This window comes from Komagataeibacter saccharivorans (assembly GCF_004348195.1).
GTDB classification, from domain to species: Bacteria; Pseudomonadota; Alphaproteobacteria; order Acetobacterales; family Acetobacteraceae; genus Komagataeibacter; species Komagataeibacter saccharivorans.
In genome coordinates this window covers 1,071,501-1,096,665 of the sequence record NZ_CP036404.1, presented here as the reverse complement: position 1 = coordinate 1,096,665, position 25,165 = coordinate 1,071,501, and the positions used below count along the sequence as shown (strand labels likewise).

Annotated in this window: 27 protein-coding genes and 1 tRNA gene; 13 read left to right on the top strand and 15 right to left on the bottom strand. The window is 59.3% G+C overall.

What is annotated here, in order from left to right:
• Window positions 1-33: 33 nt before the first annotated feature.
• Window positions 34-762 (top strand): hypothetical protein, encoded by a 729-nt coding sequence (locus tag KSAC_RS04960; RefSeq protein WP_118963075.1) that lies wholly within the window; start codon window positions 34-36, stop codon window positions 760-762.
• A 12-nt stretch (window positions 763-774) separates the two neighbouring features.
• On the opposite strand, the gene proB is transcribed toward KSAC_RS04960, so the two are convergent.
• The 4 genes from proB to rplU form a co-directional block, all read right to left on the bottom strand.
• Complete coding sequence (gene proB / locus KSAC_RS04955; RefSeq protein WP_132304543.1) at window positions 775-1,929, bottom strand: glutamate 5-kinase; 1,155 nt, start codon at window positions 1,927-1,929, stop codon at window positions 775-777.
• Window positions 1,926-2,963 (bottom strand): GTPase ObgE, encoded by a 1,038-nt coding sequence (gene obgE, locus KSAC_RS04950; RefSeq protein ID WP_132304541.1) that lies wholly within the window; start codon window positions 2,961-2,963, stop codon window positions 1,926-1,928. The genes proB and obgE overlap by 4 nt, the downstream gene beginning before the upstream one ends.
• Before the next feature lie 148 nt (window positions 2,964-3,111).
• Window positions 3,112-3,381, bottom strand: coding sequence for a 50S ribosomal protein L27 (gene rpmA / locus KSAC_RS04945; protein WP_102323382.1), 270 nt, complete (start codon window positions 3,379-3,381; stop codon window positions 3,112-3,114).
• Between the two features lie 65 nt (window positions 3,382-3,446).
• The gene (gene rplU, locus KSAC_RS04940) at window positions 3,447-3,761 is read right to left on the bottom strand and encodes a 50S ribosomal protein L21 (protein WP_102323383.1); all 315 of its coding nucleotides are present in this window, start codon (window positions 3,759-3,761) and stop codon (window positions 3,447-3,449) included.
• 249 nt (window positions 3,762-4,010) lie between these two features.
• On the opposite strand from rplU, the gene KSAC_RS04935 reads away from it, so the two are divergent.
• Window positions 4,011-4,100, top strand: a tRNA-Ser gene (locus tag KSAC_RS04935).
• 22 nt (window positions 4,101-4,122) lie between these two features.
• Here KSAC_RS04935 and guaD read toward each other — a convergent pair.
• From guaD to KSAC_RS04915, 4 genes are all read right to left on the bottom strand, one after another.
• Window positions 4,123-5,457 carry a guanine deaminase gene (gene guaD, locus KSAC_RS04930; RefSeq protein WP_132304539.1) on the bottom strand — a complete coding sequence of 445 codons (1,335 nt, stop codon included), beginning with the start codon at window positions 5,455-5,457 and terminating at the stop codon, window positions 4,123-4,125.
• 40 nt (window positions 5,458-5,497) lie between these two features.
• Window positions 5,498-7,702, bottom strand: coding sequence for an FUSC family protein (locus KSAC_RS04925; protein WP_102323385.1), 2,205 nt, complete (start codon window positions 7,700-7,702; stop codon window positions 5,498-5,500).
• A gap of 108 nt (window positions 7,703-7,810) precedes the next feature.
• Window positions 7,811-9,049: a UdgX family uracil-DNA binding protein gene (locus KSAC_RS04920; protein WP_132304537.1), complete on the bottom strand. Its 1,239-nt coding sequence runs from the start codon at window positions 9,047-9,049 to the stop codon at window positions 7,811-7,813.
• A gap of 47 nt (window positions 9,050-9,096) precedes the next feature.
• The gene (locus tag KSAC_RS04915; RefSeq protein ID WP_132304535.1) at window positions 9,097-9,885 is read right to left on the bottom strand and encodes a sulfite exporter TauE/SafE family protein; all 789 of its coding nucleotides are present in this window, start codon (window positions 9,883-9,885) and stop codon (window positions 9,097-9,099) included.
• Window positions 9,886-10,087: 202 nt separating this feature from the next.
• On the opposite strand from KSAC_RS04915, the gene KSAC_RS04910 reads away from it, so the two are divergent.
• From KSAC_RS04910 to ihfB, 4 genes are all read left to right on the top strand, one after another.
• Window positions 10,088-10,501 carry an ArsR/SmtB family transcription factor gene (locus tag KSAC_RS04910; RefSeq protein ID WP_102323388.1) on the top strand — a complete coding sequence of 138 codons (414 nt, stop codon included), beginning with the start codon at window positions 10,088-10,090 and terminating at the stop codon, window positions 10,499-10,501.
• A 388-nt stretch (window positions 10,502-10,889) separates the two neighbouring features.
• Window positions 10,890-11,348: a MucR family transcriptional regulator gene (locus tag KSAC_RS04905; RefSeq protein ID WP_132304533.1), complete on the top strand. Its 459-nt coding sequence runs from the start codon at window positions 10,890-10,892 to the stop codon at window positions 11,346-11,348.
• A 66-nt stretch (window positions 11,349-11,414) separates the two neighbouring features.
• Window positions 11,415-12,344, top strand: coding sequence for a signal peptide peptidase SppA (sppA, locus tag KSAC_RS04900; RefSeq protein WP_132304531.1), 930 nt, complete (start codon window positions 11,415-11,417; stop codon window positions 12,342-12,344).
• Between the two features lie 26 nt (window positions 12,345-12,370).
• Window positions 12,371-12,667, top strand: coding sequence for an integration host factor subunit beta (gene ihfB, locus KSAC_RS04895; protein ID WP_102323391.1), 297 nt, complete (start codon window positions 12,371-12,373; stop codon window positions 12,665-12,667).
• 82 nt (window positions 12,668-12,749) lie between these two features.
• Here ihfB and KSAC_RS04890 read toward each other — a convergent pair whose 3' ends face one another.
• Window positions 12,750-13,637, bottom strand: a complete 888-nt coding sequence (locus tag KSAC_RS04890) for a LysR family transcriptional regulator (protein WP_132304529.1) — start codon at window positions 13,635-13,637, stop codon at window positions 12,750-12,752.
• Between the two features lie 107 nt (window positions 13,638-13,744).
• Window positions 13,745-14,701 carry a thioredoxin-disulfide reductase gene (gene trxB / locus KSAC_RS04885; protein WP_110547865.1) on the bottom strand — a complete coding sequence of 319 codons (957 nt, stop codon included), beginning with the start codon at window positions 14,699-14,701 and terminating at the stop codon, window positions 13,745-13,747.
• Between the two features lie 140 nt (window positions 14,702-14,841).
• Between trxB and KSAC_RS04880 the strand changes: the two genes are divergently transcribed.
• Together KSAC_RS04880 and KSAC_RS04875 are read left to right on the top strand one after the other, a co-directional pair.
• On the top strand, window positions 14,842-15,312 hold the full coding sequence (locus KSAC_RS04880; protein ID WP_102323394.1) for an Lrp/AsnC family transcriptional regulator: 471 nt from the start codon (window positions 14,842-14,844) through the stop codon (window positions 15,310-15,312).
• Window positions 15,309-16,769, top strand: coding sequence for an ArnT family glycosyltransferase (locus KSAC_RS04875; protein ID WP_132304527.1), 1,461 nt, complete (start codon window positions 15,309-15,311; stop codon window positions 16,767-16,769). Before KSAC_RS04880 ends, KSAC_RS04875 begins: the two co-directional genes overlap by 4 nt.
• 21 nt (window positions 16,770-16,790) lie before the next feature.
• Here KSAC_RS04875 and KSAC_RS04870 read toward each other — a convergent pair whose 3' ends face one another.
• The 3 genes from KSAC_RS04870 to KSAC_RS04860 form a co-directional block, all read right to left on the bottom strand.
• Window positions 16,791-17,135, bottom strand: coding sequence for a response regulator (locus KSAC_RS04870; RefSeq protein ID WP_102323396.1), 345 nt, complete (start codon window positions 17,133-17,135; stop codon window positions 16,791-16,793).
• The gene (locus tag KSAC_RS04865) at window positions 17,132-17,641 is read right to left on the bottom strand and encodes an NUDIX hydrolase (RefSeq protein ID WP_132304525.1); all 510 of its coding nucleotides are present in this window, start codon (window positions 17,639-17,641) and stop codon (window positions 17,132-17,134) included. Before KSAC_RS04865 ends, KSAC_RS04870 begins: the two co-directional genes overlap by 4 nt.
• Before the next feature lie 96 nt (window positions 17,642-17,737).
• On the bottom strand, window positions 17,738-18,121 hold the full coding sequence (locus KSAC_RS04860; protein ID WP_102323398.1) for a hypothetical protein: 384 nt from the start codon (window positions 18,119-18,121) through the stop codon (window positions 17,738-17,740).
• Window positions 18,122-18,298: 177 nt separating this feature from the next.
• Between KSAC_RS04860 and guaA the strand changes: the two genes are divergently transcribed.
• Together guaA and KSAC_RS04850 are read left to right on the top strand one after the other, a co-directional pair.
• Window positions 18,299-19,900, top strand: a complete 1,602-nt coding sequence (guaA, locus tag KSAC_RS04855) for a glutamine-hydrolyzing GMP synthase (protein ID WP_132306124.1) — start codon at window positions 18,299-18,301, stop codon at window positions 19,898-19,900.
• A gap of 307 nt (window positions 19,901-20,207) precedes the next feature.
• Entirely contained in the window at window positions 20,208-21,404 is a 1,197-nt protein-coding gene (locus tag KSAC_RS04850) for a tyrosine-type recombinase/integrase (protein WP_132304523.1), read from the top strand.
• Between the two features lie 8 nt (window positions 21,405-21,412).
• Here the strand turns inward: KSAC_RS04850 and KSAC_RS04845 are convergent, their stop codons facing one another.
• The gene (locus KSAC_RS04845) at window positions 21,413-22,246 is read right to left on the bottom strand and encodes a MarR family transcriptional regulator (protein WP_132304521.1); all 834 of its coding nucleotides are present in this window, start codon (window positions 22,244-22,246) and stop codon (window positions 21,413-21,415) included.
• A 107-nt stretch (window positions 22,247-22,353) separates the two neighbouring features.
• Between KSAC_RS04845 and KSAC_RS04840 the strand changes: the two genes are divergently transcribed.
• Both KSAC_RS04840 and KSAC_RS04835 read left to right on the top strand, forming a co-directional pair.
• A complete protein-coding gene (locus KSAC_RS04840) occupies window positions 22,354-22,578 on the top strand; it encodes a helix-turn-helix transcriptional regulator (RefSeq protein WP_132304519.1) in 225 nt (74 codons plus the stop codon).
• Window positions 22,579-22,746: 168 nt separating this feature from the next.
• Window positions 22,747-23,685: a replication initiator protein A gene (locus KSAC_RS04835; protein WP_243705318.1), complete on the top strand. Its 939-nt coding sequence runs from the start codon at window positions 22,747-22,749 to the stop codon at window positions 23,683-23,685.
• A gap of 320 nt (window positions 23,686-24,005) precedes the next feature.
• Here KSAC_RS04835 and KSAC_RS04830 read toward each other — a convergent pair whose 3' ends face one another.
• A complete protein-coding gene (locus tag KSAC_RS04830; RefSeq protein ID WP_132304515.1) occupies window positions 24,006-24,362 on the bottom strand; it encodes a hypothetical protein in 357 nt (118 codons plus the stop codon).
• A gap of 268 nt (window positions 24,363-24,630) precedes the next feature.
• Between KSAC_RS04830 and KSAC_RS04825 the strand changes: the two genes are divergently transcribed.
• Window positions 24,631-25,020 (top strand): plasmid mobilization protein, encoded by a 390-nt coding sequence (locus KSAC_RS04825; protein ID WP_132304513.1) that lies wholly within the window; start codon window positions 24,631-24,633, stop codon window positions 25,018-25,020.
• The last annotated feature ends 145 nt before the right edge of the window (window positions 25,021-25,165 follow it).

Below are 25,165 nucleotides of genomic sequence, written 5' to 3'. Positions count from 1 at the left end.
CGCCGGGTAACTTCAGTTCAGGGCGCATGATACATGCTGTCGTCCCTTTTCCCGCAATGGATGCCGCCATGGGCGCAGGCCGCGCTGCTGGTGGGCGGCATGCTGTTCGCTCTGGTATGGCTGCTGGTGCCCTTCGCGGTATTTGGCGTGAAGGGACGGCTGGATAATCTGGCCGTGCAGCTTGACGACCTTCAGGCCCAGTTGCGTGTCATGGCGATGGGACTGAACAGCGCGCCGCCTGCCGCGGGCGAGACGTTGCCCGACATGCTCGATCCACGTCCGTCCATGCAGGCATCTCCTACGCCGTCCGTGCCCGTATGGGAGCCCGAAACGCCACGGGGCGGACCCGTTCCCGTCACGCCTGACCGTGACGGTGCGGAAGAAGAGCGTGACATACCTGCCTATGAACGCCGCGCGGCCCGTGTTCAGCCACAGCCCCCGGCTGCCACGCCACAGCGTCAGGTTCAGCCCGACCCCGTGCGCACCCGCCAGTATGGTGAGGTGGAAAGGGATGACTGGTCACCGCAGCCCCCCCGTCCCGCGCGGCCCTACGTTCCCCGTCCACCTGAAGCCGAACTTCCGGCAGGGGGGCAGGACAACAGGCGCGGGGATCATGGCCCCAGCCTGTCGGAATGGAGCCGTAACGGACGGGCTGAATCCGGGCCTGTAGCTACGAATCGGCCCGTGCGTGCTTCCGTCTGGCCACCAGAACGCAGGCTGCGCACGGAACCAACCCTGCGCTGGCCGCCCCGGGCCGACTAGTCCGGGTGGAACCTAGCAGTTGGGTGTGTTTTCGGTTTTTGCAAACAGCACCAGATCGTCCCGGTGGATCAGTTCATCCGTGCCCTGCCAGCCCAGCAGGGCCTCAATCCGTTCAGACTGATGTCCCGCGATCCTGCGGGCTTCATCCGCCGCGTAAGCCGCAAGGCCACAGGCAATCTTCTGGCCCTGCCGGTCCAGCACCGCAATCAGGTCGCCCCGGTCGAAATCGCCCGTTACTTCGGTCACGCCTGCGGGCAGGAGTGACGATCCCATTATCAGGGCCTGCACGGCGCCATCATCAATCACGGCATGACCCGCCGGGGTCAGGCTGCCTGCAATCCAGTTCTTGCGGGCGGAACGGGCATCGGGGGCGGGCAGAAACCATGTGCAGCGCGCGCCATCACGCAGGCGCGCAAGCGGATGCAGGCCCTGACCGCGGGCGATTGCCATGGCGCAGCCCGCCTGTGTGGCGATGCGCGCCGCCATGAGCTTTGTGCGCATGCCGCCCGATGAATAGCCCGGCGGTGGTGCGCCCCCCATGGCTTCGATACTGTCGGTCAGGGCGGCCACGACCGGCAGGTGACGGGCATCGGGATTATTGCGCGGATCGGCGGTATAAAGCCCGTCAATGTCGGATAGCAGGACAAGCTGGTCCGCATTGATCATTTCCGCCACGCGCGCGCCAAGGCGGTCATTGTCGCCAAAGCGGATTTCCGTCGTGGCGATGGCGTCATTTTCGTTGATGATCGGCACGCAGCCCAGCGCCAGAAGCGTGTTGAGCGAGGCCCGGGCATTGAGATACCGGTTGCGGTGTTCGGTATCATCGGGGGTAAGCAGAAGCTGCGCCGCCGTCAGTTCATGGCGCGACAGGGCATTGGTCCATGCCTGCGCCAGCCGGATCTGGCCGACCGAAGCCGCGGCCTGCTTTTCTTCCAGCCGCAGCACCGGGCGTGTCAGCCCCAGTTGATGGCGCGCCAGTGCGATTGCGCCGGAAGACACGACCACGACTTCAGTACCCTGTGCGCGCAGGCTGGCGATGTCGTGGGCAACGCTGTCCAGCCATGCCTGCCGGGGGGCGGCTTCGGCCGGGTCGACAATCAGCGCGCTGCCAATCTTGACGACAACGCGCCGTGCGGTGCGCAGGGCGGGCAGGGGGGTATCCGTCATGTGGCGGGGATCTCCCCCTTTTCCTGTTCGGCCTTTTCAGCGCGGTTGCGGGTTACGTAATCCTGCAACTGGCGCAGCACCGTATCCACATTCATATGCGCGACGGATGACATGCACATCACCGTCTGTCCGCTTGCCTGTTCAAGGGCCGTGCGGCGCTCGTCGATTTCCTCAGGCAGGAGGGCGTCGATCTTGTTCAGGACAATGATTTCCGGCTTTTCCGCCAGACCGCCACCATATTCGGACAGTTCGTGGCGGATGGTGCACCAGGATTCGACGACGTCTTCCGCCGTGCCGTCGATCAGGTGCAGCAGCACCGCGCAGCGTTCGACATGGCCAAGAAAACGGTCACCCAGCCCGCTGCCTTCATGCGCGCCTTCGATCAGGCCGGGAATATCCGCAATGACGAATTCTTCCGTAACCGACAGCCGCACCACACCAAGCTGCGGATGCAGGGTGGTGAAGGGGTAATCAGCGATCTTTGGCCGTGCTGCCGATACGGTGGACAGGAAGGTGGATTTACCTGCATTGGGCAGGCCAACCAGCCCGACATCGGCGATCAGTTTCAGGCGCAGCCAGACCCAGCGTTCCTCACCCGGCCAGCCCTTGTCCGCCCGGCGCGGGGCGCGGTTGGTGCTGGTCTTGTAATGGGCATTGCCGCGTCCGCCATCCCCGCCACGGCACAGCAGCAGGCGCATGCCCGCCGTGTCGAGATCGCCCAGCATGGTTTCGCGGTCTTCATCGAAAATCTGGGTGCCGATCGGCACCTTGATGACAACCGTTTCCGCCGCGGCCCCCGTCCGGTCGGAGCCCGCGCCATTGCCGCCCTTACGGGCACGGAAATGCTGGGTGTAGCGAAAATCGATCAGGGTGTTCAGGTTATCAACCGCTTCGAAGATGATATCCCCGCCGCGCCCGCCATTGCCCCCGTCCGGACCGCCAAATTCGATATATTTCTCACGGCGGAAGGCGACGACACCGTCACCGCCATCGCCGGATTTTACATAGATTTTGGCCTGGTCAAGAAACTTCATTGCCTGCGATCCGGTAGGGGCCTGAATGCGCGCCCCGTATGCATGCATGATACCAGAGAATGCTGCCCGGCATCATACGAAAAAGGGGGGCGGCCAGAATGACCGCCCCCCTCAATTCGGGAAAACCCGTAGTGATAAGGCGCGTGCCTTATTCGGCTGCCAGCGGCAGGGCCTGCACGGAAACATGCACGCGGCCTTCTGCACGGCGCTCGAACTTCACCTGTCCGTCAACCAGCGAAAACAGGGTGTGGTCGCGGCCAACGCCAACGTTCACGCCCGGCTTCATCTTCGTGCCGCGCTGGCGGACGATGATGTTGCCAGCGATGACGCTTTCGCCACCAAACTTCTTGACGCCAAGACGACGTCCGGCGCTATCGCGTCCGTTACGGGACGAACCGCCTGCCTTTTTTTGTGCCATTGCCTGAACTCCTTAAAACTGAAATCTCTGATCAAACCTGCCCGGCCTGTATGACCGGGCGGGGATCAGGCGGCGTTGATCGCGGAAATGCGCACCACGGTCACCGGCTGGCGGTGGCCATTCTTGCGGCGGCTGTTCTGCCGGCGGCGCTTCTTGAAGATGATGATCTTCGCCAGACGGTCCTGCGCGATCACGGTTGCGGTGACGGTGGCGCCTGCCACGGTCGGTGCGCCGATGGTCGTGCCACCTTCGCCGCCAACGGCCAGGACCTGGTCGAACGTGATGGTGGCGCCGGCTTCGGCTTCCAGCTTTTCAACCTTCAGGACGGCATCCTTGGAAACACGGTACTGCTTCCCGCCGGTACGGATAACTGCAAACATTCTCTATCTATCTTTCCGATCTCTTGGCGTGTGCGGCACCGGTTCAGGGGTGCAGGCGACACGGCCCAGTCGCTTTTTTATATTGGCCGCAATTGCAGCGGCTCCCCGTCCGCGCGGGGTGAATGCGGGCTTTTACTGGGTGGCGGGGCGCAGGTCAATATTTTTTATGGTGCGTGGAACAGGGCAAAAAAGACCCCTTGCGCCCGTTACATCTGCCCCCTATAAGCCGCTGCATCACCGCGTGCAGTTGGAGAGGTGCCGGAGCGGTCGAACGGGGCGGTCTCGAAAACCGTTGTGCGTGCAAGCGTACCGTGGGTTCGAATCCCACCCTCTCCGCCACTGCATCGCGTGTGATGTTTCCCTAAATCGCTGTTTCGCTGTTGCGGTCATGAACCAGTCTTCCGTCTGCATAGGTTGCGCGGATGCTGCGGTCATCGCCCAGCATCATAAGTGTGAACAGCAGGTCCGCCGTGCTTTCGCACATTTCCGCGCGCAGCGTCTGTATGGGTGTCGCACGCGGGTCAAGAATGCACAGATCCGCATCCATGCCCGCCGCTACCATGCCAATGCGGTCATCCAGATGCAGCGCGTGCGCACCGCCTGCCGTCGCCAGCCAGAATGCCTGTACCGGGTGCAGCCGGTTTCCGCCCAGGCGTGCGACCTTGTAGGCCTCGTTCATGGTCTGCAGGTGCGACAGGCTGGTGCCAGCTCCTACATCGCTGCCCAGTCCCGTGCGTACCGGGCGGCGGGGATCGGTTACATCATGCAGCCGGAAAAGGCCGCTGCCCAGAAACAGGTTGGATGTGGGGCAGTGCGCCAGCGCGCAGCCTCTTTCATGGCAGCGGCATAAATCGTGTTCATCCACATAGATACCGTGGCCCATCACGCTGCGCGGACGGACCAGACCGGCGCGGTCATACACATCCAGATAGGAACGGCTGTCAGGGAACAGTTCTGATACCCACGCCACCTCCGCCCTGTTTTCGGCAAGGTGGGTCTGCATGAACAGGGTATCGTCGCGCTGAAGAAGGGCGCCCGCCAGATCAAGCTGTTCTGGCGTGCTGGTGGGGGCAAAGCGGGGGGTTACGGCATAATGCTGCCGGTTGCGTCCGTGCCAGCGTTCGATCAGGCGCAGGGATTCATCATATCCCTGCTGGGCCGTGTCGCGCAGGTAGTCAGGGGCGTTGCGGTCCATCAGCACCTTGCCCGCGATCATCAGCGTGCCGAGACGGGTCGATTCCGTAAAGAACGCATCAACCGATTGCGGATGAACCGTGCAGTAGACGGCAGCCGTCGTCGTGCCGCAGGTCAGCAGGCCGCGCAGGAATTCGCGTGCGATCGTAGCGGCATACGCACCATCGGAGAAGTGACGTTCGGTGGGGAAGGTGTAGCGTTCAAGCCATTCCAGCAACTGTTCGCCATAGGCCGCGATCATGGGCAGTTGCGGATAGTGGACATGGGTATCCACGAAACCGGCGGAAATCAGGCAGCCCCGGTAATCCGTAACCTGCATGCCCGGCGGCAGGTGGGCAATCGTTTCATCATGGGCGCCAGCATGCGTGATGCGTCCGTCCTGTACCAGAACCAGCCCGTCGGGTTCGTCCAGCAGGGCGTCTTCGGGCGGCATGAGGAAGGGATTGCCGCGAAACGTGACAATATGACCGCGCAGGGCGGCATTGGCGGGGGCAGGGGTCATGATTGGCTCCGTCTCCCGCCATATGTGTCATGACAGGGCGTTATGATGCGTCATTGGCACGATAGGGCTGGGAGGCATCCAGAAAGGCTGCGTTTGCGCCCAGTTCATAGGAAATGACCAGCAGATAGGCAATGGCGCGTGTAATCTCGATACGCGATGTAATATTGCCTTCCCCGGCTTCCAGTCGGCGCAGGCTACGTGTGGCCCCGCGCGCCACGCGCGCCGTGCGGCCAAAGCGTCCGTAGCGCCCGCTGAACTGGGACATGCGGGTCAGGAACAGTTCGATGGCCCGGTCGGCGGCAGGGGGAAGCTGCCCGCGTTCCTGCACGGTGCGCAGGCGGATGATGTTCAGCCCGATGGTCATGGCCGACAGCGTGCCCTGCAGATAGGCTTCGATGGTGGGGGTCGGCGCCGGTCCCGCATGGCGGATCAGGCGCGAGAAACGGTCCGTGTTGCGCCCGATCCACGACTGGGTGCGCGGCATGGGATGGGCCGATGCAAGATGGCGCAGGTCATGCAGCGTGCGGTTGCGCATGCGCCAGCGTTCTTCATCATTATTGAAGGGCAGTACCGCACGGAAGATCAGCACGGCAAAGCCGATGCTGCACAGCAGCGCGAAGGATGCGTTGAAATAGGCGATTTCGTTCAGTCGGGTCTGATTGCCCGGCCCCACCAGATTGGGCAGGAACAGGCAGTAGGATGCGGCAGCGCCCGCCGTGGCCGGATTGCGTGCGGCCAGGCCGCCGGCAATCATGGGCAGGGCGAGGACCGCGGCCAGCATTTCGAATTCCGCCGGGCGGGGCAGGAACAGCAGCACCAGAAAGCCCGAAACCAGCACGGCCCAGCATGCGCCGCGCAGGAAGTTCATGGTGCCGACCACCGGGTTTTCACGTGTGGCGAACAGTCCGCATGTCACCGCTACCATTGTGATGAACCCGACGCCATTGGGCCATGCCGTGACTTCCCATATCAGGGCGGCGACACCGATCGCCACGGCGGCGCGGACACCGTTATAGGCGGCTTCCTTGAAGTCACGATGCGCTTCGATGCGGAAATGGAAATGATCGCCGCGGATTTCGTGCTGGCTGGCATCGAACTCCCGTATCGCCTGTTCCAGTTCGCCCAGCAGTTCGTCCAGTGCGTTATGCAGGATGCGGCAGTTCAGCAGGTCATCCACATCGGTCGTCTCGATGCTTTGGGCTGCGCTGATCTCGTGTGTCAGTGCATCAATGATGCGCTGGCGGCACACGCCGCGCAGATCCTGCAGGTCGTGCAGTATGTGGGGAATTTCGCTGTCGTTTTCCAGCCGCGCCGGAACCCCCAGCAGGAAGGTGCGCGTGAGCAGCGAGCTTTCGGTAAACTGTTCATTGGTGGTGCCCAGCGCCCGGATGCGCGCCATCATGCCCAGCCCGCGCGACAGCAGGACCGACACGGATGCGAGAGCCGCGCGGGCATGGTCCCCTTCGTGCCCGTGCGGTCCCATTTCGACTTCGCTGAACTCGATCTGGTCATTGATGGCCAGAATGGTGCCGAACAGCGCGCGCGAGCGGATGAACGCCGCGTCATCCCCCGCCAGCAGGTTGGCGACGGCATCGGTCGCGCTGCTCAGCGCCATCTGGATTTTCTGGCGCATGTTCTTGCGCGCGGCCCCGGCAAGGTTATGGGCGAACAGGACCGCAACCAGTGTCTCGCACGCGATTCCCAGCACGATATAGGTCGTGCGCGACATGGTTATCATGAAGATGTTGTCAGGCTGGCGCGTGGCGGCCAGCGCAATGATGGCGCAGGTATACCCCGACAGCACCAGTGCGTAGGACCGGAAATTGCGCACCAGTGTCGCGCACATGCAGCACAGGCCGATCCAGATGCTGATGGCGGGAAAGAACAGCCATGGCGCCTGTGGAAACGAGCAGACCAGTACAACCGCGCTTATGGCCCCGATGGCGGTCCCGACCAGACGCCACCGCGCCTTGGACAGGCTTTCCCCGCGCGACCCCTGTGCCACGATCCATACGGTCATGGCCGCCCATGGCGGGTCGTCCAGTTCCATCCACATGGCAATGGTCAGGGCCATCAGCGCCGCTACCGTGGTGCGGATGGCAAAGGCAAGGGCTTCAGGTGTGGGGGCGTAAAGCCATTTCAGGCCACTCATCCGTGCGTAGCCGGGGGCGCGGAGGGTGGGGAAATATTTTCCGCTGAAAACACGGGTCAGGAACGGGGGCAGAAAATTGAGGTCTGCAGGCACGATATACGGCTTCCGGCGACATGGGGGCGTGTCAATCCATAACGCATCTTGGCATCACGTAATGGTGTCGCGAGCGCATATCTGGCATCGGCTTTCCTCGTGGCGGCATTATGACGCTGCGGGCTGGAGATGGGTGGCCGCCAGACGCAGGTCATCAACAAAGCGCGCATATTCCCGCGCACGGCTGGCTTCATCGGGAATGCGGAGCAGATAGGAAGGGTGCACGGTTACGATGCCGGTCGTTCCGTCCTCCAGCGAAATGGGGCGGGAGCGTTCGCGACCAATTGTAACGGCGCGCGCCAGCAGGGCGGATGCCGCCGTGGCTCCAAGCATGACCAGAACGTGCGGGCGGATGATCCGCCGCTCCGCCGCCAGCCATGGCGCGCAGGCCACCATTTCTTCCCGCCCTGCCTTTTCATGGATGCGACGGGTGCCACGGGGGCGGAATTTGAAGTGCTTGACCGTATTGGTCACGTAGGCGTCATCACGCGCGATTGCGGCTTCGTGCAGGGCGCGGTCAAACAGTTGCCCGGCCGGACCGACGAAGGGACGGCCTGCAATATCCTCCCTGTCGCCCGGCTGCTCGCCCACGAACATCATGCGGGCATCCGTCCGGCCTTCCCCGAACACCGTCTGGGTGGCGTGGCGGGCCATGGGGCATATCAGGCAGGTTTTTGCCGCCAGCGCCACGGCGCGTAGCGAAGTTATCCGGCCAATATCCAGATCCGTTACCAGCGGCAGGGCCGGGGGCGGCAGGCTTGCAAAGGTTATGGGGACGGTGTTGTCCACTGGTCCCGCCATAAGGTTTTTGCCCGTCCAGCGCAGTTCGCGCCCCGGCAGGGCAAGCCGCCACGGCGCAAGCGATAGCTGATAGGTGATGAAACGGGCATTGCTTTCGGGAACATGGGTTTGTGTATCCAGCGTGCCATGCCATTGCGGGCTGTCGCCTTCATGGCGCATGGTGCTGAACAGGTTCTGGCGTAAAAGCCGGGTTTCCGCCCGGACGGTTTCCGCTGCTTCCTCCATCCGGGCCAGCGCGTCGGTGCTGAGTGTCGTGTCTGTGGCATGGGCGTGGATCAGGGCGTAGGCCAGGGCGAAGCGGTCTGGCAGCATGGACTGGATGACATCGGCGGCCAGTCGCAGCGTGTCGCGGGAAATTTTGAAGGTCCGGGTGTTTTGTGCGTCCGCGGTGTGCGGGGCTGAATCGGGTGGACCGTCCGCATCGTCCGATGCGATGCGCCACGTTATCGCATCGGGCTGGACATTGTGGCTGACCAGCATGCGGGTGGCGGTGCGCCACTGCGCGAAATCAGCCGGATGCGCCAGGGTGACAACGGATTGTGGCATGGGGCAGGAGGTCCGGCAGTGAAGAACGCGTGGCGTGCGTGCCTGTATCAGACAAGGCCCATCGCCTGTGCGCTGCGCCACATCATATAGAATGCCACAATGAAAATCAGATAGGCAAAAATCATGCGCAGCCGCTGCGGCCGGTCGCCCAGATGTCGCGCCAGCATGGTTCCGCCCATGCTGCCGACAATGCCGCCTGCCACCAGAATGCCGACCATGGGCATATCAACCATGCCCGCGGCGGCATATGTAATTGCCGTGGTCATGCCAAAGGCGCATACCGCCACCAGAGAGGTGCCGATGGCATTGATCATCGGCATGGCGGTAGCGGCCAGCAGGGCAGGTACGATCAGGAAACCGCCACCAATGCCAAAAAAGCCTGAACAGAATCCGGTCAGCCCCCCGTAGACGATGACCGGAAGCACGGATGTCCGTTCCGGTCTGCATGGTGTCGGGCCGGTGTCGTGGTTTCCCCGCAGCATCAGGGCGCCTACCACCAGCATGATAAGCGCGAACAGGAAAAGCAGGTGCTGCCCGTTGATGATCCTGCCGCAGCTTGCTCCGACGAGTGCGCCCACGATGCCGCAACAGGTGAACAGGGTGGCGCATTTCCACCGTACGCAGCCTGATCGTGCGTGGCTGGCCAGGCTGCACAGCGCATTGATGGTCACGGCAAGGGCGCTGGTGCCAATGGCCCGGTGCGGATCGGAAATTCCCACCACGTAAAGCAGTAACGGCACGGCAAGGATCGAGCCGCCGCCCCCGACCAGCCCCAGCGTAAAGCCGATCGTGCCGCCGCTGCACAGGCCTGGCAGGATTTGCCACAGGTCAGGCATGGGGCGAGACGGCTTTGAAGGTGGGGTGTGTCATGCGTGGCTCTGTCCCGGCGGGTGAGGGGAATGATGATTGTTTATCTATTTAATATATTATGTATCTATTTTGGCAAGGCGTGTTCCGGGCGCTGAATGGTCGGGGATGGTGTTGTGAGGGCGGTGGATATGGTACCATCGCGGCGGAAAGTGGCTGAGGGGAAAGCATATGATCAATCTGCCCAGAACGCGTGACGTGGCGGAGAATCTGGCGCAGCGCCTGCGCCTGTTGGGGCAGCCGCAGCGGCTGATGGTGCTGGCCTGCCTGCTGGATGGTGAGAAAAGTGTCGGTCAGATCGAAATTGAAACCGGTATCGGTCAGCCCACCCTCAGTCAGCAGCTTGCGGAACTCCGTCGGGCTGAAATCGTTGTAACACGCAAGGAAGCGCGACAGGTTATCTACAGCATTAAGGATAGTATGGAGGAAATGCGCATTCGCCTGATCTGCTCTGCCTGCGATCCGGATTTTGGCATGGATCAGCTCAGCGCCCTGCTGGGTGAACAGGCAGGGGCCATGCCTGCTTCTCATGCAGGGCAGGATGTGGCGGCGGCCTGTTTTGCGCGAATATGCGTGGACGCCTGACATCTGTACCAGACTACAGGGCGGTCGCAGGCATGTTTATGTGAACCCCGATGAAGGCCCGGCGGTTTTGTGATGAGTAATGGGAGGAATTACCATCCCAGATTGCAGCATCAGGCAAATACTCCCTTATATCCGGCTATTGGCAACCGGAGGTAGAAAAGAATTTGTAAGAAAATGAGCGGTTTTTTTACAAAAGAAAACATTTTAAAATGGCATTGCCATCAATATTGAGGGTTTCAGGGCAATGAAATCGTCCCATTTTCGCGCATGGATATACAGTGAATATGTGTCCGCGTTGTGCCTGTTTGAGTAATGGTGTATCGTTTTAGACGAATGGTTCGCCAATATGGTGCGACTGTTATTTACTGAGAGAAACGCGGAATAACGTATGTCTGATACCGAGCAGGATTTTTCATGTCTGGAACTGACGGCACAGGTCGTGTCGGCACATGTTTCAAATAACAGTGTCGCGGCGACTGATCTTCCGGACCTGATCCGTAACGTCTATCAGGCGCTGGCGACTGTCGGCCAGCCTGTGGAGGAGCCGGAAAAGCTCCAGCCCGCCGTGCCCATCAGGCGGTCGGTGTTCCCGGATTACATCATCTGTCTGGAAGACGGCAAAAAGCTCAAGATGCTCAAGCGTCATCTGCACAGCGCCTATGGCATGACGCCCGAACAGTATCGGGAACGATGGGGCCTGCCGCCGGAATACCCGATGGTTGCACCCAGTTATGCGGAACGCCGATCCAGCCTTGCGCGTGAAATCGGGCTTGGCCGCAAGATAACGGCAGCGTCCGCAGCGGTCGATGCCGCGGCTGCCAAACCTGCCCGCCGCGGCCGGAAATAAGGGTAGCTGTCGCATCGGTGTCCTGCGCACCTTCGTCGCGCGCAGTATCCATGATAGGTCAGTGTCATGGATACTGACCCCGACATGATCATGCATGCCACATCGCTTCGCCGCCGGTTACTGTTCTGGCGGGGCGGCGCTGTGGCTTTTTTCGTTCTGGCCTGCCTTATCGGATTTTCGCGTTCCTCTGGCGGTAGCTGGACCGGTCACGCGCCGCATCTGGTTCATCTGAAACTCGAAGGCATTATCACCGCCGACGAGCATGAGAATATCGAAGCGCTTCAGAAAGCTGCCGATGATACGACGGTCAAGGGACTGGTTCTGGAAGTAAACAGCCCTGGTGGCGCGGTAACCGGTGGGGAACTGCTGCATGATGCCGTGGCGGCTTTTGCGCGTCGCAAGCCGGTGGTCGTGTCCATGGGTGGTGTCGCGGCGTCCGCAGGCTACATGGTGTCGGTGCCTGCCAATCGTATTTTTGCGAACCGCTCGACCCTGACCGGATCAATCGGTGTCATTTTGCAATCGCCTGATGTCTCGCGCCTGCTGGATCGGGTGGGGGTGCATGTCGATCAGCTTGTTTCCGGTCCGATGAAGGGGCAGCCTTCCGTCGTGCAGCCACTCTCACCCGAAGGGCGGGAGATGTTGCAGGGTGTTATTACGGATCTTTATGGATTTTTTGTCGATGTTGTGGCGCAGGGGCGACATATGCCAGTCGATCGCGTGCGGCAACTGGCTGATGGCCGACCCTATACCGGGCAGCAGGCGCTTGCGCTGGGACTGGTGGATCAGCTTGGTTCGATGGCGGATGCCCGCGGATGGCTGCTGAAAACCACGCATCTGCCCGATACCGCGCCGGTTACGGATATTGGTCCTGCGGCCACGCGGGTAAAATGGCGGCGCTGGTTCGCGGGGGCGCTGTCGGCGCTGCCGGGGGCAGAATTTTTAATTAAGGAAAGCAGTACGCTTGACGGGGCTGTTGCGATCTGGAAACTTTAATTTCTTGTATAACAAGGGGGAACAGGATGACCAGATCGGAATTGATTGCCGAACTTGCTGCTGCCCGGCCACATCTTCCCATGCGGGAAGTGGAGCGTATTGTTCAGGTCATCTTTGCTGAAATCAGCAATGCCCTGATGCGCGGGGATCGGGTTGAACTGCGCGGTTTTGGCGCCTTCACCATCAAGAAGCGCGATGCACGCACGGGTCGTAACCCGCGCACGGGGGAAACCGTGTCGGTGGATGAAAAGGTGGTGCCGTTTTTCAAGGCAGGCAAGGAACTGCGCGAGCGCGTCAATCACGCCAACGGAAGTGCTGACTGACTAATCTGTTCCGTGCATTGATCGGGAAGGGGCAGGCAGGCACCACGCTGGGTATTTCGCCAGCGTGGTGGAAGGGCCTGTATCAGTGATGGCGGGCGTTGATTTCCGCCAGCAGGAAATCGCGGAATACGGCCACGCGCTTGGACGTGCGCAGTTCTTCCGGGTAGACGAAGTAGGCATCAACGGTCGGTAGCGGCACTTCCGGCAGGATCTTGACCAGATTGGGGTACTGCGATGCCGCGTAAAGCGGGATTGACCCGATGCCGATACCAGCCGCGATTGCGCCCGCCATGGCGGCCAGACTGTTGACTTCCAGCCGTGCCTGACGGCGCTCATCGGAAGGAACGCCCGTTTCCGCCAGCCAGTTGATGTGCGGCACCGGCGGATGATAGCCCCCGAACAGGACCAGCTTGTGGGCATTAAGCTCCTCAAGCGTGCGGGGCGTGCCGTGGTCGTTCAGGTATGACTGCGATGCGTATATGGGCAGCGGGAAGTCGGCCAGATGCCGCTGGATCAGGTCCGGCTGGCGGGGCGGATGCATGCGCACCGCCACATCCGCCTCACGCATGCCCAGATCCAGATCGTTATCTTCCAGTATCAGGGTAATCGAAATGTCCGGGTTGGTTTCCATGAACCGGTGCAGGCGTGGCGTCAGCCAGCAGGTGCCGAAACCGGTTGTCGTGGTGACCCGTAACCGTCCGGCCGCCTTTTCCTTGCTTTCGGTAAGCAGGGACTGGGTCATGGCCAGTTTGGAAAAGACTTCCCGCACCGTCTGGTTCAGTGTCTCATCCTGTTCGGTCAGGATAAGGCCCCGGGCATGCCGGTGGAAGAGGGGAACCTGCAATGCCTCTTCCAGGGCGGAAATCTGCCGCGATACCGCAGACTGGCTCAGGTTAAGCACGTCGCCCGCATGGGTGAAGGAACCTGCCTCGGCTACAGCATGAAATATCCGGAGTTTATCCCAGTCCACGCGTTGACTCCGCTTTGCTATCTAATAAGGGCGCGTCAAATGTTATGACACTACTGTGGCTGTGGTGAAGGAAATGTTGATGCAGGTCAAGGACTCTTCCGGAGTCATTACACAATGGCGCCAAGGAAGCGTTCGGCCTCAAGGGCGGCCATGCAGCCCGTGCCCGCGGCGGTCACCGCCTGCCGGAATATCTTGTCCTGCACGTCACCTGCGGCAAATACACCCGGCACTGAGGTGCGTGTGCTACCGGGTGCCGTAACGATGTAACCGTCCGTATCAATCTCCACCACATCACGGAAAATTGTGGTGTTGGGGGCATGGCCAATGGCAACGAACACGCCATCCACGTCGATATGGCGCTCGGCACCGGTCACGATGTCACGCAGTTCGGCCCCCGTGACTACGGGTGGCGTGCCGCTGCCGGTTATGCGTTCGACCACACTGTTCCAGATGACCGATACCTTGGGGTTGGCATGCAGCCGGTCCTGCAGGATGCGTTCCGCACGCAGGCTGTCGCGACGATGGATCAGGGTTACATGATCGGCGTGGTGGGTCAGGTACAGGGCTTCTTCAACTGCTGTATTGCCGCCACCGATCACTGCCACGCGCTTGCCACGATAGAAGAAGCCGTCACAGGTGGCGCAGGCGGATACGCCCGAACCCTGGAATTCCTTCTCACCGGGGATGCCTAGCCATTTTGCCTGTGCGCCGGTTGCGATGACGACGCTGCGTGCCTCGTACAATGTACCGGAATCGCCGGTGGCGTAGAAGCGGCCGGTCCCGTCGGTACGGCTGAAGTCACACGATACGATGATGTCATCGATAAGCCGCGTGCCGACATTGCGGGCCTGCTCGGCCATCTGCTCCATCAGTTCCGGCCCCTGTATCCCTTTGCCGAAGCCGGGATAGTTCTCGACGTCGGTGGTGATCATGAGCTGGCCGCCGGGCTGCAGCCCGGCGACGAGAACGGGGGAGAGATTCGCGCGTGCCGCGTAGATGGCGGCGGTATAACCGGCGGGGCCTGCGCCAATGACAAGCATATCGGTAGAACAGGTCTGGGGCATGAGATCAGAATAACCCTATTGTCACAATTTCCTTTGGTATGGTCGTCCACTGGCGTCCGTGCAAGGGTTGGAGTAGGAAGTGTGCCATTATTGCGGCACAGGGGCGCGGCAGGCGCCCGTTTTCGGGAAATGGAACTTTCATGGCGGAGCGGATGGCTGATCTGGATGCGATTGATCGTCGTATTGTGGCCGAACTTCAGCTGGACGGACGTATGACGAATGTGGAGCTTGCCCGGCGCGTGGGCATATCCGCTCCCCCCTGCCTGCGGCGCATGCGCAGGCTTGAGGAAGACCATGTGATCCGTGGCTATCATGCCGATACGGATGCCGCCCGGCTGGGCTGGTCGATCACGCTGTTCGCCCTGATCGGGCTGGACAGCCAGAAGGAGGCTGTCCTGTCTGCCTTTGAAAATCAGGTCTCGGCGTGGCCGGAAGTGCGCGAATGTCACATGATCCGTGGCGGTGGTGACTTTCTCGTCCGCCTCATGGCGCGGGACGCCACGCATGAAAACCTGCTGACCCGGCAACTGACGGAAGCGCCGCATGTGGTGCGCGTGCAGACCCTGCAGACCATCCGTACCAGCCTCAACCGGCCGGGCGTGCCTGTGTGACCACCGGGTACAGCCCGCGCCGGTGGCTGTATACGCTTGTCGTGCTGGCGGCCTTACGGCTGGTTGTGGCTGCTGTCCTGCCACTTTCACCTGACGAAGCCTATTACCGGGTATGGGCGCTTGCGCCCGCCGCGGGGTATCTGGATCATCCCCCCATGGTGGCGGCGTGGATACGCCTGGGCATGCTGTCGGGCGGGGATAATGCCTTTGGCATCAGGCTGATCGGGGTTCTGGCCGGTGCGGGCAGTTCCTTTTTTATATGGCGCGCGGTGCGTGATCTCCTGCCTGATGTAACGCAGTCTGGAGCGTGGCGGGCGTGTATTGCGTTGCAGGCTACCCTTGCCATGGCGATCCAGTCGGTTGTGATCACGCCGGATGGACCACTTGTGTTCTTCATGTCCGTTTTGCTCTGGGCCATGGGGCGCGTTGTGGCGGGGTGCGGACAGCGGTGGTGGCTGGTCGCGGGTGTGGCGGCGGGGCTGGCCTGCGACAGCAAATATACTGCCATCCTGCCCCTTGCGGGCATCATTATGTGGCTGGTGGTGCGTCTGGCCAGACAACCGGAATGGGCGCGCAGGCAGGGGATGGGCCTTGCGGGCGGTATCGCACTGGCCGCGCTGTGCGTGCTGCCTGTGGTATGGTGGAACGCGGCACATGGATGGGCGAGTTTTGTGCGGCAGGGTGGTCGGACGGTGGACTGGCACCCCGGTCGGGCCGTTCAGTTTGTCAGCGAACTGCTGTTGGGGCAGGTGGGGTTGATGACCCCGGGCATCGCCGCGTTTTTCATCTGGGGGCAGGTCGGACTGGTCCGGCGTGCGCGACAGATGCCCGGCGCTGCCCTGCTGGCCTGTATGGCGTTGCTGCCCGCCTGTGTCTTTATGCAGCATGCCCTTGGTGACCGGGTGCAGGCGAACTGGCCGGTTGTGATCTATCCCGTTCTGGCGGTGGGGTCGGCAGTCGTGGCGTGGCGCTGGTGGCGCTGGGCTGCGGGCGGTGGCCTGCTGATGGGGGCACTTGTCTATATACAGGCGCTTTTTGCCCCGCTGCCGCTATCTCCGCATACGGATGTCGCCCTGCGGCAGATGGCCGGATGGCGGGAACTGGCTTCACGTATTGCAGCACAGGTTCCTGCGGGAGAGTTCATCGCGGCCTGCGATTACGGCACGGCTGCGGAACTGGCTGCGGTCATGCCCGGACGGATCGTGGTGGGAATGGAGCCGCGCTGGGCGCTGTTCAACCTGTCCCATGACATATCGGGCAGTGGCGTTATGGTTTGCAACCCACGACGTTCTTTCAGCCGTGATGATTTTATAGAAGTGGAACCGATGACAAGGCTGGCGCGCGAAAGGCGTGGACATGTGGCAGAGATGGTCGATCTGTATCGCGTCCGTCTGCGTGATGACCTGTCTGCTACGGAACGGCAGACGATTGCACGCCTGCCAACGCCCGCCGGATAACAGGTCGTAAAGCCTGCCCTGTCAGGGCAGGGCCAGCCTGACCTGATCCAGCAGCGCCTTCATGCGGAAGGGCTTTTCCAGCAGCGGCAACGGCGCATAACCCGCCAGACGGTCCGGATCGCCGCTCATGACGATAATGGGGCAATCCCGCGCGCGTGCGGCGGCGATCAGGGCGTCGGGCTCCCCATCGGGTAGCGTCAGATCCACCAGCGCAAGGCCGAAGGTGCCGGTTTCCATCTGCCGCATGGCATCGGCCACGCTGGGGCTTATGGTGGCGTTGATGCCATGCGTGCCCAGCATCGTGGCGACCAGTTCCGCTATGGTGGCTTCGTCCTCGACAATCAGGGCAGAGGCGGTCTGGGTCATGACAGCAGGCTTTCGGTCTTGTGTTCAGGGATTTTGCCGGGCGTACGGATCTGTGGGGCTACCGGCCATGGGGCGATCCCCCGATCGGACAGGGCCAGCGTGCCCAGTTCCAGCAGGCCGGGACTGAAGGCTGCCGGGTTGGCCCGAACCTGCGCCAGATCAAACCAGCCGACATCACAGGCATCATCCCCTGCCTGAATGGCGCTCCATCCGTTATCGTGGCATTTCACGGCCACGATCAGATAATGAAAACGGATGAGCCCGCTCCCCTCCCGATCGATCAGGTCGAAAGCGGTCAGCGTGCCTTCGGCATGGGTCTGAAAGCCGGTTTCCTCACGTAGTTCCCGCGCCGCCGCCTGCAGATATGTTTCGCCATATTCAATGCGCCCGCCCGGAAAGCCCCACAGACCCTGATCGGGCGGATTGCGCCTGCATACAAGCAGCATGCGCCCGTCACGCACGACGATCGACAGGACAGCACCAGCAAGTGTCATGTTATCAGACATATAGGGAATATATAGGATCGCCCGCCCGCATCCATGCCTGTATCGGACCAGTGTGTTCCCGATTGCGTGATCGGTGGCCCGCGCAGGCGGCGCGGATTAGCGTTTCAGCACGATATGTGCGCGGCACCGTGGGGTGCCGTAGGTGCCGACAATGGTCTTTCCTTCCGGGTGGGCCTCGAACACCATGGGGAAGGGCGCGCCAGAAGGCTGCTGGACCAGTGCTTCCGCATGGTAATGGGCATTGCCCTTTTCCGGCACGCCACGCAGCACGATTGATCCGTCAGACGGGGTAAAAGTGATGCGCTTCGTGCCCACCTGAAAGGTGGAGGTATCGCGTGTCTCGTCACATGTCCCCTGATCCGTGACCAGCCTGCCCGTCCACAGCCCGGTCGGGTCATGCAGCGCATCGGCTGTGGCGGCGGAGGAAAGAAAGCCTGCGAAGCAGATAATCGCCAGCAGGAAAACGGGACGTGCGGTCATGGGACAACCATATGATTCGGTTCGGGAACCGGCAGGGACAGCAGGACTGAAAGACTGCCTGCCTGAGCGCCCATAGTGTGCTATCTGGATCGGAAAGGCCATCCCAGCCTTGCAATATGTCACCCGCTCATGCTGGAAGCCTAGTTTATCGATAATGCCGCGACCGAAAGACACATGATGAACGACACCGTGAATACAGCCACCCCTCCGGCAGGGCTTGATGAGGCCCTGCACGAAGACCGTATTCTGATCCTGGATTTTGGCAGTCAGGTTACACAGCTTATTGCCCGGCGCGTGCGTGAAAGCGGCGTGTATTGCGAGATCTGGCCGTATTCCAGCACGGCGGAGCGGATTCGCGCTTTCGCACCCAAGGGGATCATCCTGTCCGGCAGCCCGGCCAGCGTTCTGGACGAGGGCGCGCCCACCATTCCTGACGTGGTGTTTGCCCTGAACGTACCGGTGCTGGGTATCTGTTATGGCCAGCAGGCGCTGTGCCGCCAGCTTGGTGGCACGGTGGAGACATCCGAACACCGCGAATTCGGTCGCGCGCATATCGATATCATCAAGGACTGTGCCCTGTTCCGCGGAACCTGGGCGCGCGGTGGTCGTGAGCAGGTGTGGATGAGCCATGGCGACCGCGTAACCAAGCTGCCGCCGGGTTTCCAGGCCGTTGCGGTCAGCGAAGGCGCGCCGTTCGCCATCATCGCCGATGAGGGCCGCCGTATGTATGGCGTGCAGTTCCATCCGGAGGTCGTGCACACGCCCCATGGCGCGGCCCTGCTGCGCAATTTCACGCATGATGTGGCGGGCTGCCGTGGCACATGGACCATGGCGGGTTTCCGGGACATGGAAATTGCCCGTATCCGCCAGCAGGTGGGCAAGGGGCGTGTGATCTGCGGTCTTTCGGGCGGGGTTGATTCCTCCGTCGCGGCCGTGCTGATCCATCAGGCCATCGGCGACCAGTTGACGTGTATCTTCGTTGACCCCGGCATCCTGCGCGCAGGAGAGGCAGATGAAGTCATCCGCACATTCCGCGACCGCTTCAACATCCATCTGATCCACCGTGATGCGTCCGACCTGTTCCTGAATGCGCTGGAAGGGGTGAGCGACCCCGAAATCAAGCGCAAGACGATTGGTCGCCTGTTTATCGAAGTGTTCGAGGAAGAAGCCGCGAAACTTGGCGGTGCCGATTTCCTGGCGCAGGGCACGCTGTATCCGGATGTGATCGAGAGTGTCAGCTTTACCGGCGGCCCGTCCGTTACCATCAAGTCGCACCACAATGTGGGTGGCCTGCCGGACCGGATGAAAATGCAGCTTGTCGAACCGTTGCGTGAACTGTTCAAGGACGAAGTGCGCGAACTCGGCCGTGAGATGGACATTCCCGAAGCCATTGTAGGGCGGCATCCGTTCCCTGGTCCGGGGCTGGCCATTCGTATCCCCGGTGCGATCACGCGTGAAAAGCTGGCCCTGCTGCGTCGTGTTGACTCGATCTTCCTTGAGGAAATCCGCACGGCCGGACTGTACGACGCCATCTGGCAGGCATTCGCGGTCCTGCTGCCCGTGCGCACGGTGGGCGTTATGGGCGACGGACGCACCTATGATTACGCCTGCGCCCTGCGCGCGGTTACCAGCACCGATGGCATGACGGCGGATATCTATCCCTTCGACATGTCCTTCCTGAACCGCGTGGCCGGGCGTATTGTCAACGAAGTCCGCGGCGTGAACCGCGTAACCTATGACATCACATCCAAACCGCCGGGAACGATTGAGTGGGAATGATCCCGCGTCTGGCATAGGGTAGCATCACCCGGCATGAAAGTGCCTTAAAGCCCGCAGAAATGCGGGCTTTTTTGTTTTTTTGGTCCGGCATCGTCTGGCACTGAAAGGTATCGCCAAGCAGTTATTTTCTATGGCATAGTGCGTGGCACTGACTGAAGCTGATGCCATGATTTTTGGTGATACCATGTTGGGCATTCTACGAGTGTCATGGTATCGAAATTTAACAACTACATGAATAATAATGATTTTATCCTGTTATTTCGGTGGTTTTTGATCATGGTATCGCTGTTTGGAGTGCCATGAACCGATGCTTACCGATACCAAACTGCGCAACCTCAAGCCGACGGATAAGCTTTACAAGGTGAATGACCGCGATGGGTTGTACGTCGCGGTGACGCCTGCTGGCAGCATCTCGTTCCGATATAACTATGCGATCCACGGTAGGCAGGAGACTTTGACTTTTGGGCGGTACGGCGTTGGAGGCATCACTCTGGCCGAAGCCCGTGAGCAATTAGGAGAGGCTAAAAAGCTGATTGCAGCAGGTAAGTCACCTGCGAAAGAAAAAGCTCGCGAAAAGGCGCGTATCAAGGGCGTGGAGACGTTCGGAGCGTGGGCCGAGAAGTGGCTGCGCGGATATCAGATGGCGGACTCAACTCGTGACATGCGTAAATCCGTCTACGAGCGTGAGCTGAAGCCTAAATTCGCCAGTCAGAAGCTTGTGGAGATTACCCATGAAGACCTGCGGGCGCTGACTGACGCCATCGTCGAACGTGGCGCTCCGGCGACTGCGGTCCACGCAAGAGAGGTGATGTTCCAGGTCTACCGGTGGGCTATCGAACGAGGGCAGAAGGTCGAAAATCCGGCTGAACTGGTTCGTCCGACCAGCATAGCAAAATTTGAGCCAAGGGATCGCGCTCTGACGCCTGAAGAGATCGGCCTGATGTATCAGTTCATCGAGCGCATTGGTACGACCCCCTCGATCCGGGCCGCAGCCAAGCTGCTTTTGCTGACGATGGTCCGAAAGAGCGAACTGACCAACGCAACGTGGAGCGAGGTCAATTTTAGTCAGGCGATTTGGACGATCCCCAAAGAGCGGATGAAGCGGCGCAACCCCCATTTGGTGTTTCTGTCTCGACAGGCGCTCGATATTTTCATTGCCCTGAAGACGTTTTCCGGGGGCTCAGATTATATATTGCCGTCCCGCTACGACACCGATCAGCCGATGAGTAGTGCCACGCTCAATCAGGTACTCACGCTGACCTACAGGCTCGCTCAGAAAGAAGGAAAGCCGCTCGCAAAATTTGGTCCTCATGATTTGCGCAGGACGGCAAGCACTCTGCTGCACGAGGCAGGTTATAATACTGACTGGATCGAAAAGTGCCTTGCCCATGAACAGAAAGGGGTAAGAGCAGTTTATAACAAAGCGGAATACCGCGAGCAGCGAACAGCAATGTTACAGGATTGGGCTAACATGATTGATGAATGGACACTCAGGCAGCGGTGACATTGGCGCTATTCGACTGATTTCTTGGCGCGTCGTCTGATAGCTGCTGAAACTGCTTGGCGAGATACGCCAAGGTGACGCGCTATTTCAGCCTGATTCATAGTCCCTGGAGTTAGAAAATCGCCGATCATGCTGGTGGGCGATTTAAGGGCCTGAAGTTGGCGGCGAGCTTCTCTCCTGACGTGAGCATGGCTTTCAATATCCCATGTTGGGTGAGAACCGGCGTTAATGACTTGGCTCCAGATTTTCTTAATGAAATCATGATACTCTAATATGAAGCGTCTATCTCGCTGGTAAGCGCGACGGGCATCATCGCTGCGTCTTGGATTATGTGTTTCGCAATAGAGCTTGCTGGGTTTTGCATCTCCGTCCGTCTGCCCCGGTAGTCTAGTGGCCCAAACGGGTTCACCATGCCGAGCCCATTCTGCAAATAGCATTTTTCTTTCAATTTGTTCTCGAAAGCCATCTACAGATCGATCTCCCTGCATTTCAGGAATATCGCAGTAGTGCATCAACATGCGGGCAGCCTCATAGGGGCCAAATTTGCCTTCGCATGCCTGCTCATAACGTAAGACTAATGCATCAGCTCTTTCCTGAGCTGCGGCATATATAGTCTCTCTCCGCGATACAACTTTGGCATTTCTTCTTTGGAGGCGTTTAACGACCTTTGGTGCCTCTAAAATTGCTGAATATTCAGTAGGTTTTTCGCAGAGTTCGCAGAAGCACCATGCATAACTGTCACTGAGCTTTGCTTTGATGCGACCTGAGGAAGTTTCAGACTGTGAGACCATACGTTCAAGATACGGATCAAAAGCGTCCTGCATCTTCATGCTCTTTTTCATCGTCCCACTATATCCTGAATGACAACTAGATTCTAACTATTTTTCAGGTTCCTGCGGGTACTGGCCGGTATCGTCAAGCATCTGCACGATATCAAAGGAAAGTGACCATGGAGGGAAAAGTAAAAAGCAAAACGCTTATCGACCGGAAAAAGCTTCATGCAATGATACCGTTGGCCGAGCGCACTATTTTCAACATGGAGCAGAGAGGAGATTTTCCTCGCCGTATTGCTCTTACCAGTCGAAACGTCGCTTGGGACCTGGCTGAAATTGAGGAGTGGATCGAGGCACGCAAGGTATCTGGCATCGTAGCCTCTCGTCCTGGGCCGGCATGACAATCCAAACTGTAGCGATTGATGCAGGTGAGCGCTGAGTCCCCTGATCTCGTGGATAAAAAACCGACAGCCAATTGCGTCACCCATGAAGATCAGTCTCAACGACGAGGGGCATATCGACATACTGGACAACCGTGCCAGGGCAACCGTTCTCGCGAAACGGCATCATTGCTTTCCACTGATGGTAGGCGGTCTTCAGAAGGGGCTGATGCGCAATTCGATTTTTTGGTGCCATCCTTGGTCGATGTTGGCACCAGAGATAGCCGCAGCCTGATGGACGTGGCTTTGTTTCGCGTATCTAAAGGCAAGAAGCGGGCAGGCGGGATGATCCATTATAATTTGCCGAATGGCTACGTGGAGGTCAAAGCTGGCCCTGACGGAATGGCGTCGGTTTGGGATTATGATATTGTTTTAATGCTTGTTTCTTACCTGACGGAAGCAATGAATCGCTATCGAGACGGCAAGGGAAAGAAGCCGGGGCGTGTGTTTCGGCCTCGGATCGGCGACATTCTTAGGTTTTGTCGCAAGAGCAATGGTTCGCGACAGTTTGCTGAGGTTGAGGCGGCGCTCGACCGTCTTCAGGGAACGATCATAAAGAGTGTGCGAGAAACGTCGCGTTTCGATGGGCGTGTGTTGCGCACAGTTGAATCTGAGGGGCTAATCAGTTCGTATGCCGTTATATCGCGTACTGACACTGGGAGAGTAGCCTGTGTCGAGATTGAAGTTCCGAAATGGATTTACAAGGAAGTTACTGATGGTAAGCGGCCGGACGTCCTGACAGTCGATCCTGCCTATTTTCTGATTTCCACGGGTATTGGACGTTTTGTCTACCGATTGGCACGTCAAGCTGCCGGTAAGGGGCAGGCAAGATGGAGCTTCCAGACGATTTACGAACGCAGCGGTAGCGTCAGTTCATTAAAAGAGTTCAGCCGTATCCTCCGGAAGATTATCGCGGTCAATGACCTGCCTGATTACGTCTTGCGAGAAGAGGTGGGACAGAGGGGGCCTCAACTGATGATGATTCATCGAAAAGCAGCTTTCGATGAACTTTTGACTGGTGCCAATGGAGTAGTCGATAGGACGGTTTTTGGGGGGGGCGATAAGTGATCAGACCTGTGGATAGGCCGTCTATTACACACTGATCACCGTCTATCGCACACCGTTTACCGTCTATTACACACCAGATGCCGTCTATCACACACCGGACAAACTTATAATAATTTGATATAATTGAATAAAAATGAGTTTTTCGCGTCTAAAACTTTAAAACTATATAAAACTCTTAAAACCCTCTTGGGTGTGGATAACACGTCGAGCAGTAACTGCCTGAAGCTTCCAAAATGGGATGAGGGTTTCTGTGCGGATGCGACATTGGCCTCCCGAATGTCCATGAGGCTTCTCGTACGTGCACCGAAGCAGAAAAACGCTCAATCTTTCGGCGCAGGGCTGAGCCAGTGTTTGATTTTATCGGGATCTGGATCCGGATCAAAGTGGACGGGACGAGCTGTGAAGGAATGACGTTTGGGAGAGGGTTGTTCTTCAACTGTCGAGCGAGGAGTTGCGACAAGGTTAGGTATCGGCTGAACATTGGTTGAACGCGCCACAGAGGGCTGCACGATGAACTTCTGGATATGTCGAGTGAACTGGCTGTAGCTCATTAGCAGAGCATCATGATGCTTTTGGAAGATATCCGTTCTGTTGTAGCCTTGTTCCAACTCTTTGGTGATGACGTCCTTCAGGGCGATAAATCTGACCCGCGCCATACCTTTTTTGCTTGGCGTCATTGAAACGTCTTTTCCTTTCCAAAAGGAGGCCTCTCTTCCGGCGATGTGTTTAAACGCATCGGCCTGAGGCTATCATGAAGCGAAAATAAGCTAATATAGGCAATTAAATGCAATTATACGCGAAAATAAGCAATTCCCTATTATCTGGTTATTTTTGCATATAATTGCACAAAATTGCATAATCTCTGAAAGCAAGATAGGTCGCCCCATAGGGGGCGACGTGCTTATTCGCCTTCGGCTCAACGCGGAATCAAGAGGGCAGGGGAATATGTCAGGAGAAAATGACGCCAAGAAAAGGCGGCAGAAGCACATCGGTCCGCGCTCAAAGAAACCTATTTGGGTAAGCGTTACAGAGGACGAGAGGAAGGCCATTCAGAATACTGCACGGAAGGTGCGGCTTCCTGTTTCTGCCCTGCTTCGGAAGTTGGCTCTTGGATACGAACCGCCAAGCAAGATTGACCTTGAAGTCCTCTATGCGGTTGGACGGTTGCGGGGTGACTTCGGGCGGCTGGGCGGTCTCTTGAAATTGTGGCTTGTGGACGCGCCCGCCCAAGCCGTTCCAGAGAGCGAAGTGAGAGCCGCGCTCGATACGATTTTGGCTAAGCAAGGCGAGCTTTCCAACCTTATTGTAGCCATTGAGAAAGCGACTGGTAACTGATGGCTCGTTTGGAATGGAGTCATGAGAACAATGCAAGAGTGTCCAGAAAACGGTCATTTCTTGGACATGTGGAAAAGAGATGCCGCAGGCTAGCCCCAAAGGGCTCAGCGGGTTAATATACCCGTTAAGTTTTCAATGTCTCGGT

Coding starts and splice junctions, on each gene's coding strand:
- KSAC_RS04960 (WP_118963075.1), top strand. CDS start 34: ATGCTGTCGTCCCTTTTCCCGCAATGGATGCCGCCATGGGCGCAGGCC.
- proB (WP_132304543.1), bottom strand. CDS start 1,929: ATGACGGATACCCCCCTGCCCGCCCTGCGCACCGCACGGCGCGTTGTC.
- obgE (WP_132304541.1), bottom strand. CDS start 2,963: ATGAAGTTTCTTGACCAGGCCAAAATCTATGTAAAATCCGGCGATGGC.
- rpmA (WP_102323382.1), bottom strand. CDS start 3,381: ATGGCACAAAAAAAGGCAGGCGGTTCGTCCCGTAACGGACGCGATAGC.
- rplU (WP_102323383.1), bottom strand. CDS start 3,761: ATGTTTGCAGTTATCCGTACCGGCGGGAAGCAGTACCGTGTTTCCAAG.
- guaD (WP_132304539.1), bottom strand. CDS start 5,457: ATGACCCCTGCCCCCGCCAATGCCGCCCTGCGCGGTCATATTGTCACG.
- KSAC_RS04920 (WP_132304537.1), bottom strand. CDS start 9,049: ATGCCACAATCCGTTGTCACCCTGGCGCATCCGGCTGATTTCGCGCAG.
- KSAC_RS04915 (WP_132304535.1), bottom strand. CDS start 9,885: ATGCCTGACCTGTGGCAAATCCTGCCAGGCCTGTGCAGCGGCGGCACG.
- KSAC_RS04910 (WP_102323388.1), top strand. CDS start 10,088: ATGATCAATCTGCCCAGAACGCGTGACGTGGCGGAGAATCTGGCGCAG.
- KSAC_RS04905 (WP_132304533.1), top strand. CDS start 10,890: ATGTCTGATACCGAGCAGGATTTTTCATGTCTGGAACTGACGGCACAG.
- sppA (WP_132304531.1), top strand. CDS start 11,415: ATGGATACTGACCCCGACATGATCATGCATGCCACATCGCTTCGCCGC.
- ihfB (WP_102323391.1), top strand. CDS start 12,371: ATGACCAGATCGGAATTGATTGCCGAACTTGCTGCTGCCCGGCCACAT.
- trxB (WP_110547865.1), bottom strand. CDS start 14,701: ATGCCCCAGACCTGTTCTACCGATATGCTTGTCATTGGCGCAGGCCCC.
- KSAC_RS04880 (WP_102323394.1), top strand. CDS start 14,842: ATGGCGGAGCGGATGGCTGATCTGGATGCGATTGATCGTCGTATTGTG.
- KSAC_RS04870 (WP_102323396.1), bottom strand. CDS start 17,135: ATGACCCAGACCGCCTCTGCCCTGATTGTCGAGGACGAAGCCACCATA.
- KSAC_RS04865 (WP_132304525.1), bottom strand. CDS start 17,641: ATGTCTGATAACATGACACTTGCTGGTGCTGTCCTGTCGATCGTCGTG.
- KSAC_RS04860 (WP_102323398.1), bottom strand. CDS start 18,121: ATGACCGCACGTCCCGTTTTCCTGCTGGCGATTATCTGCTTCGCAGGC.
- guaA (WP_132306124.1), top strand. CDS start 18,299: ATGAACGACACCGTGAATACAGCCACCCCTCCGGCAGGGCTTGATGAG.
- KSAC_RS04850 (WP_132304523.1), top strand. CDS start 20,208: ATGCTTACCGATACCAAACTGCGCAACCTCAAGCCGACGGATAAGCTT.
- KSAC_RS04845 (WP_132304521.1), bottom strand. CDS start 22,246: ATGAAAAAGAGCATGAAGATGCAGGACGCTTTTGATCCGTATCTTGAA.
- KSAC_RS04840 (WP_132304519.1), top strand. CDS start 22,354: ATGGAGGGAAAAGTAAAAAGCAAAACGCTTATCGACCGGAAAAAGCTT.
- KSAC_RS04830 (WP_132304515.1), bottom strand. CDS start 24,362: ATGACGCCAAGCAAAAAAGGTATGGCGCGGGTCAGATTTATCGCCCTG.
- KSAC_RS04825 (WP_132304513.1), top strand. CDS start 24,631: ATGTCAGGAGAAAATGACGCCAAGAAAAGGCGGCAGAAGCACATCGGT.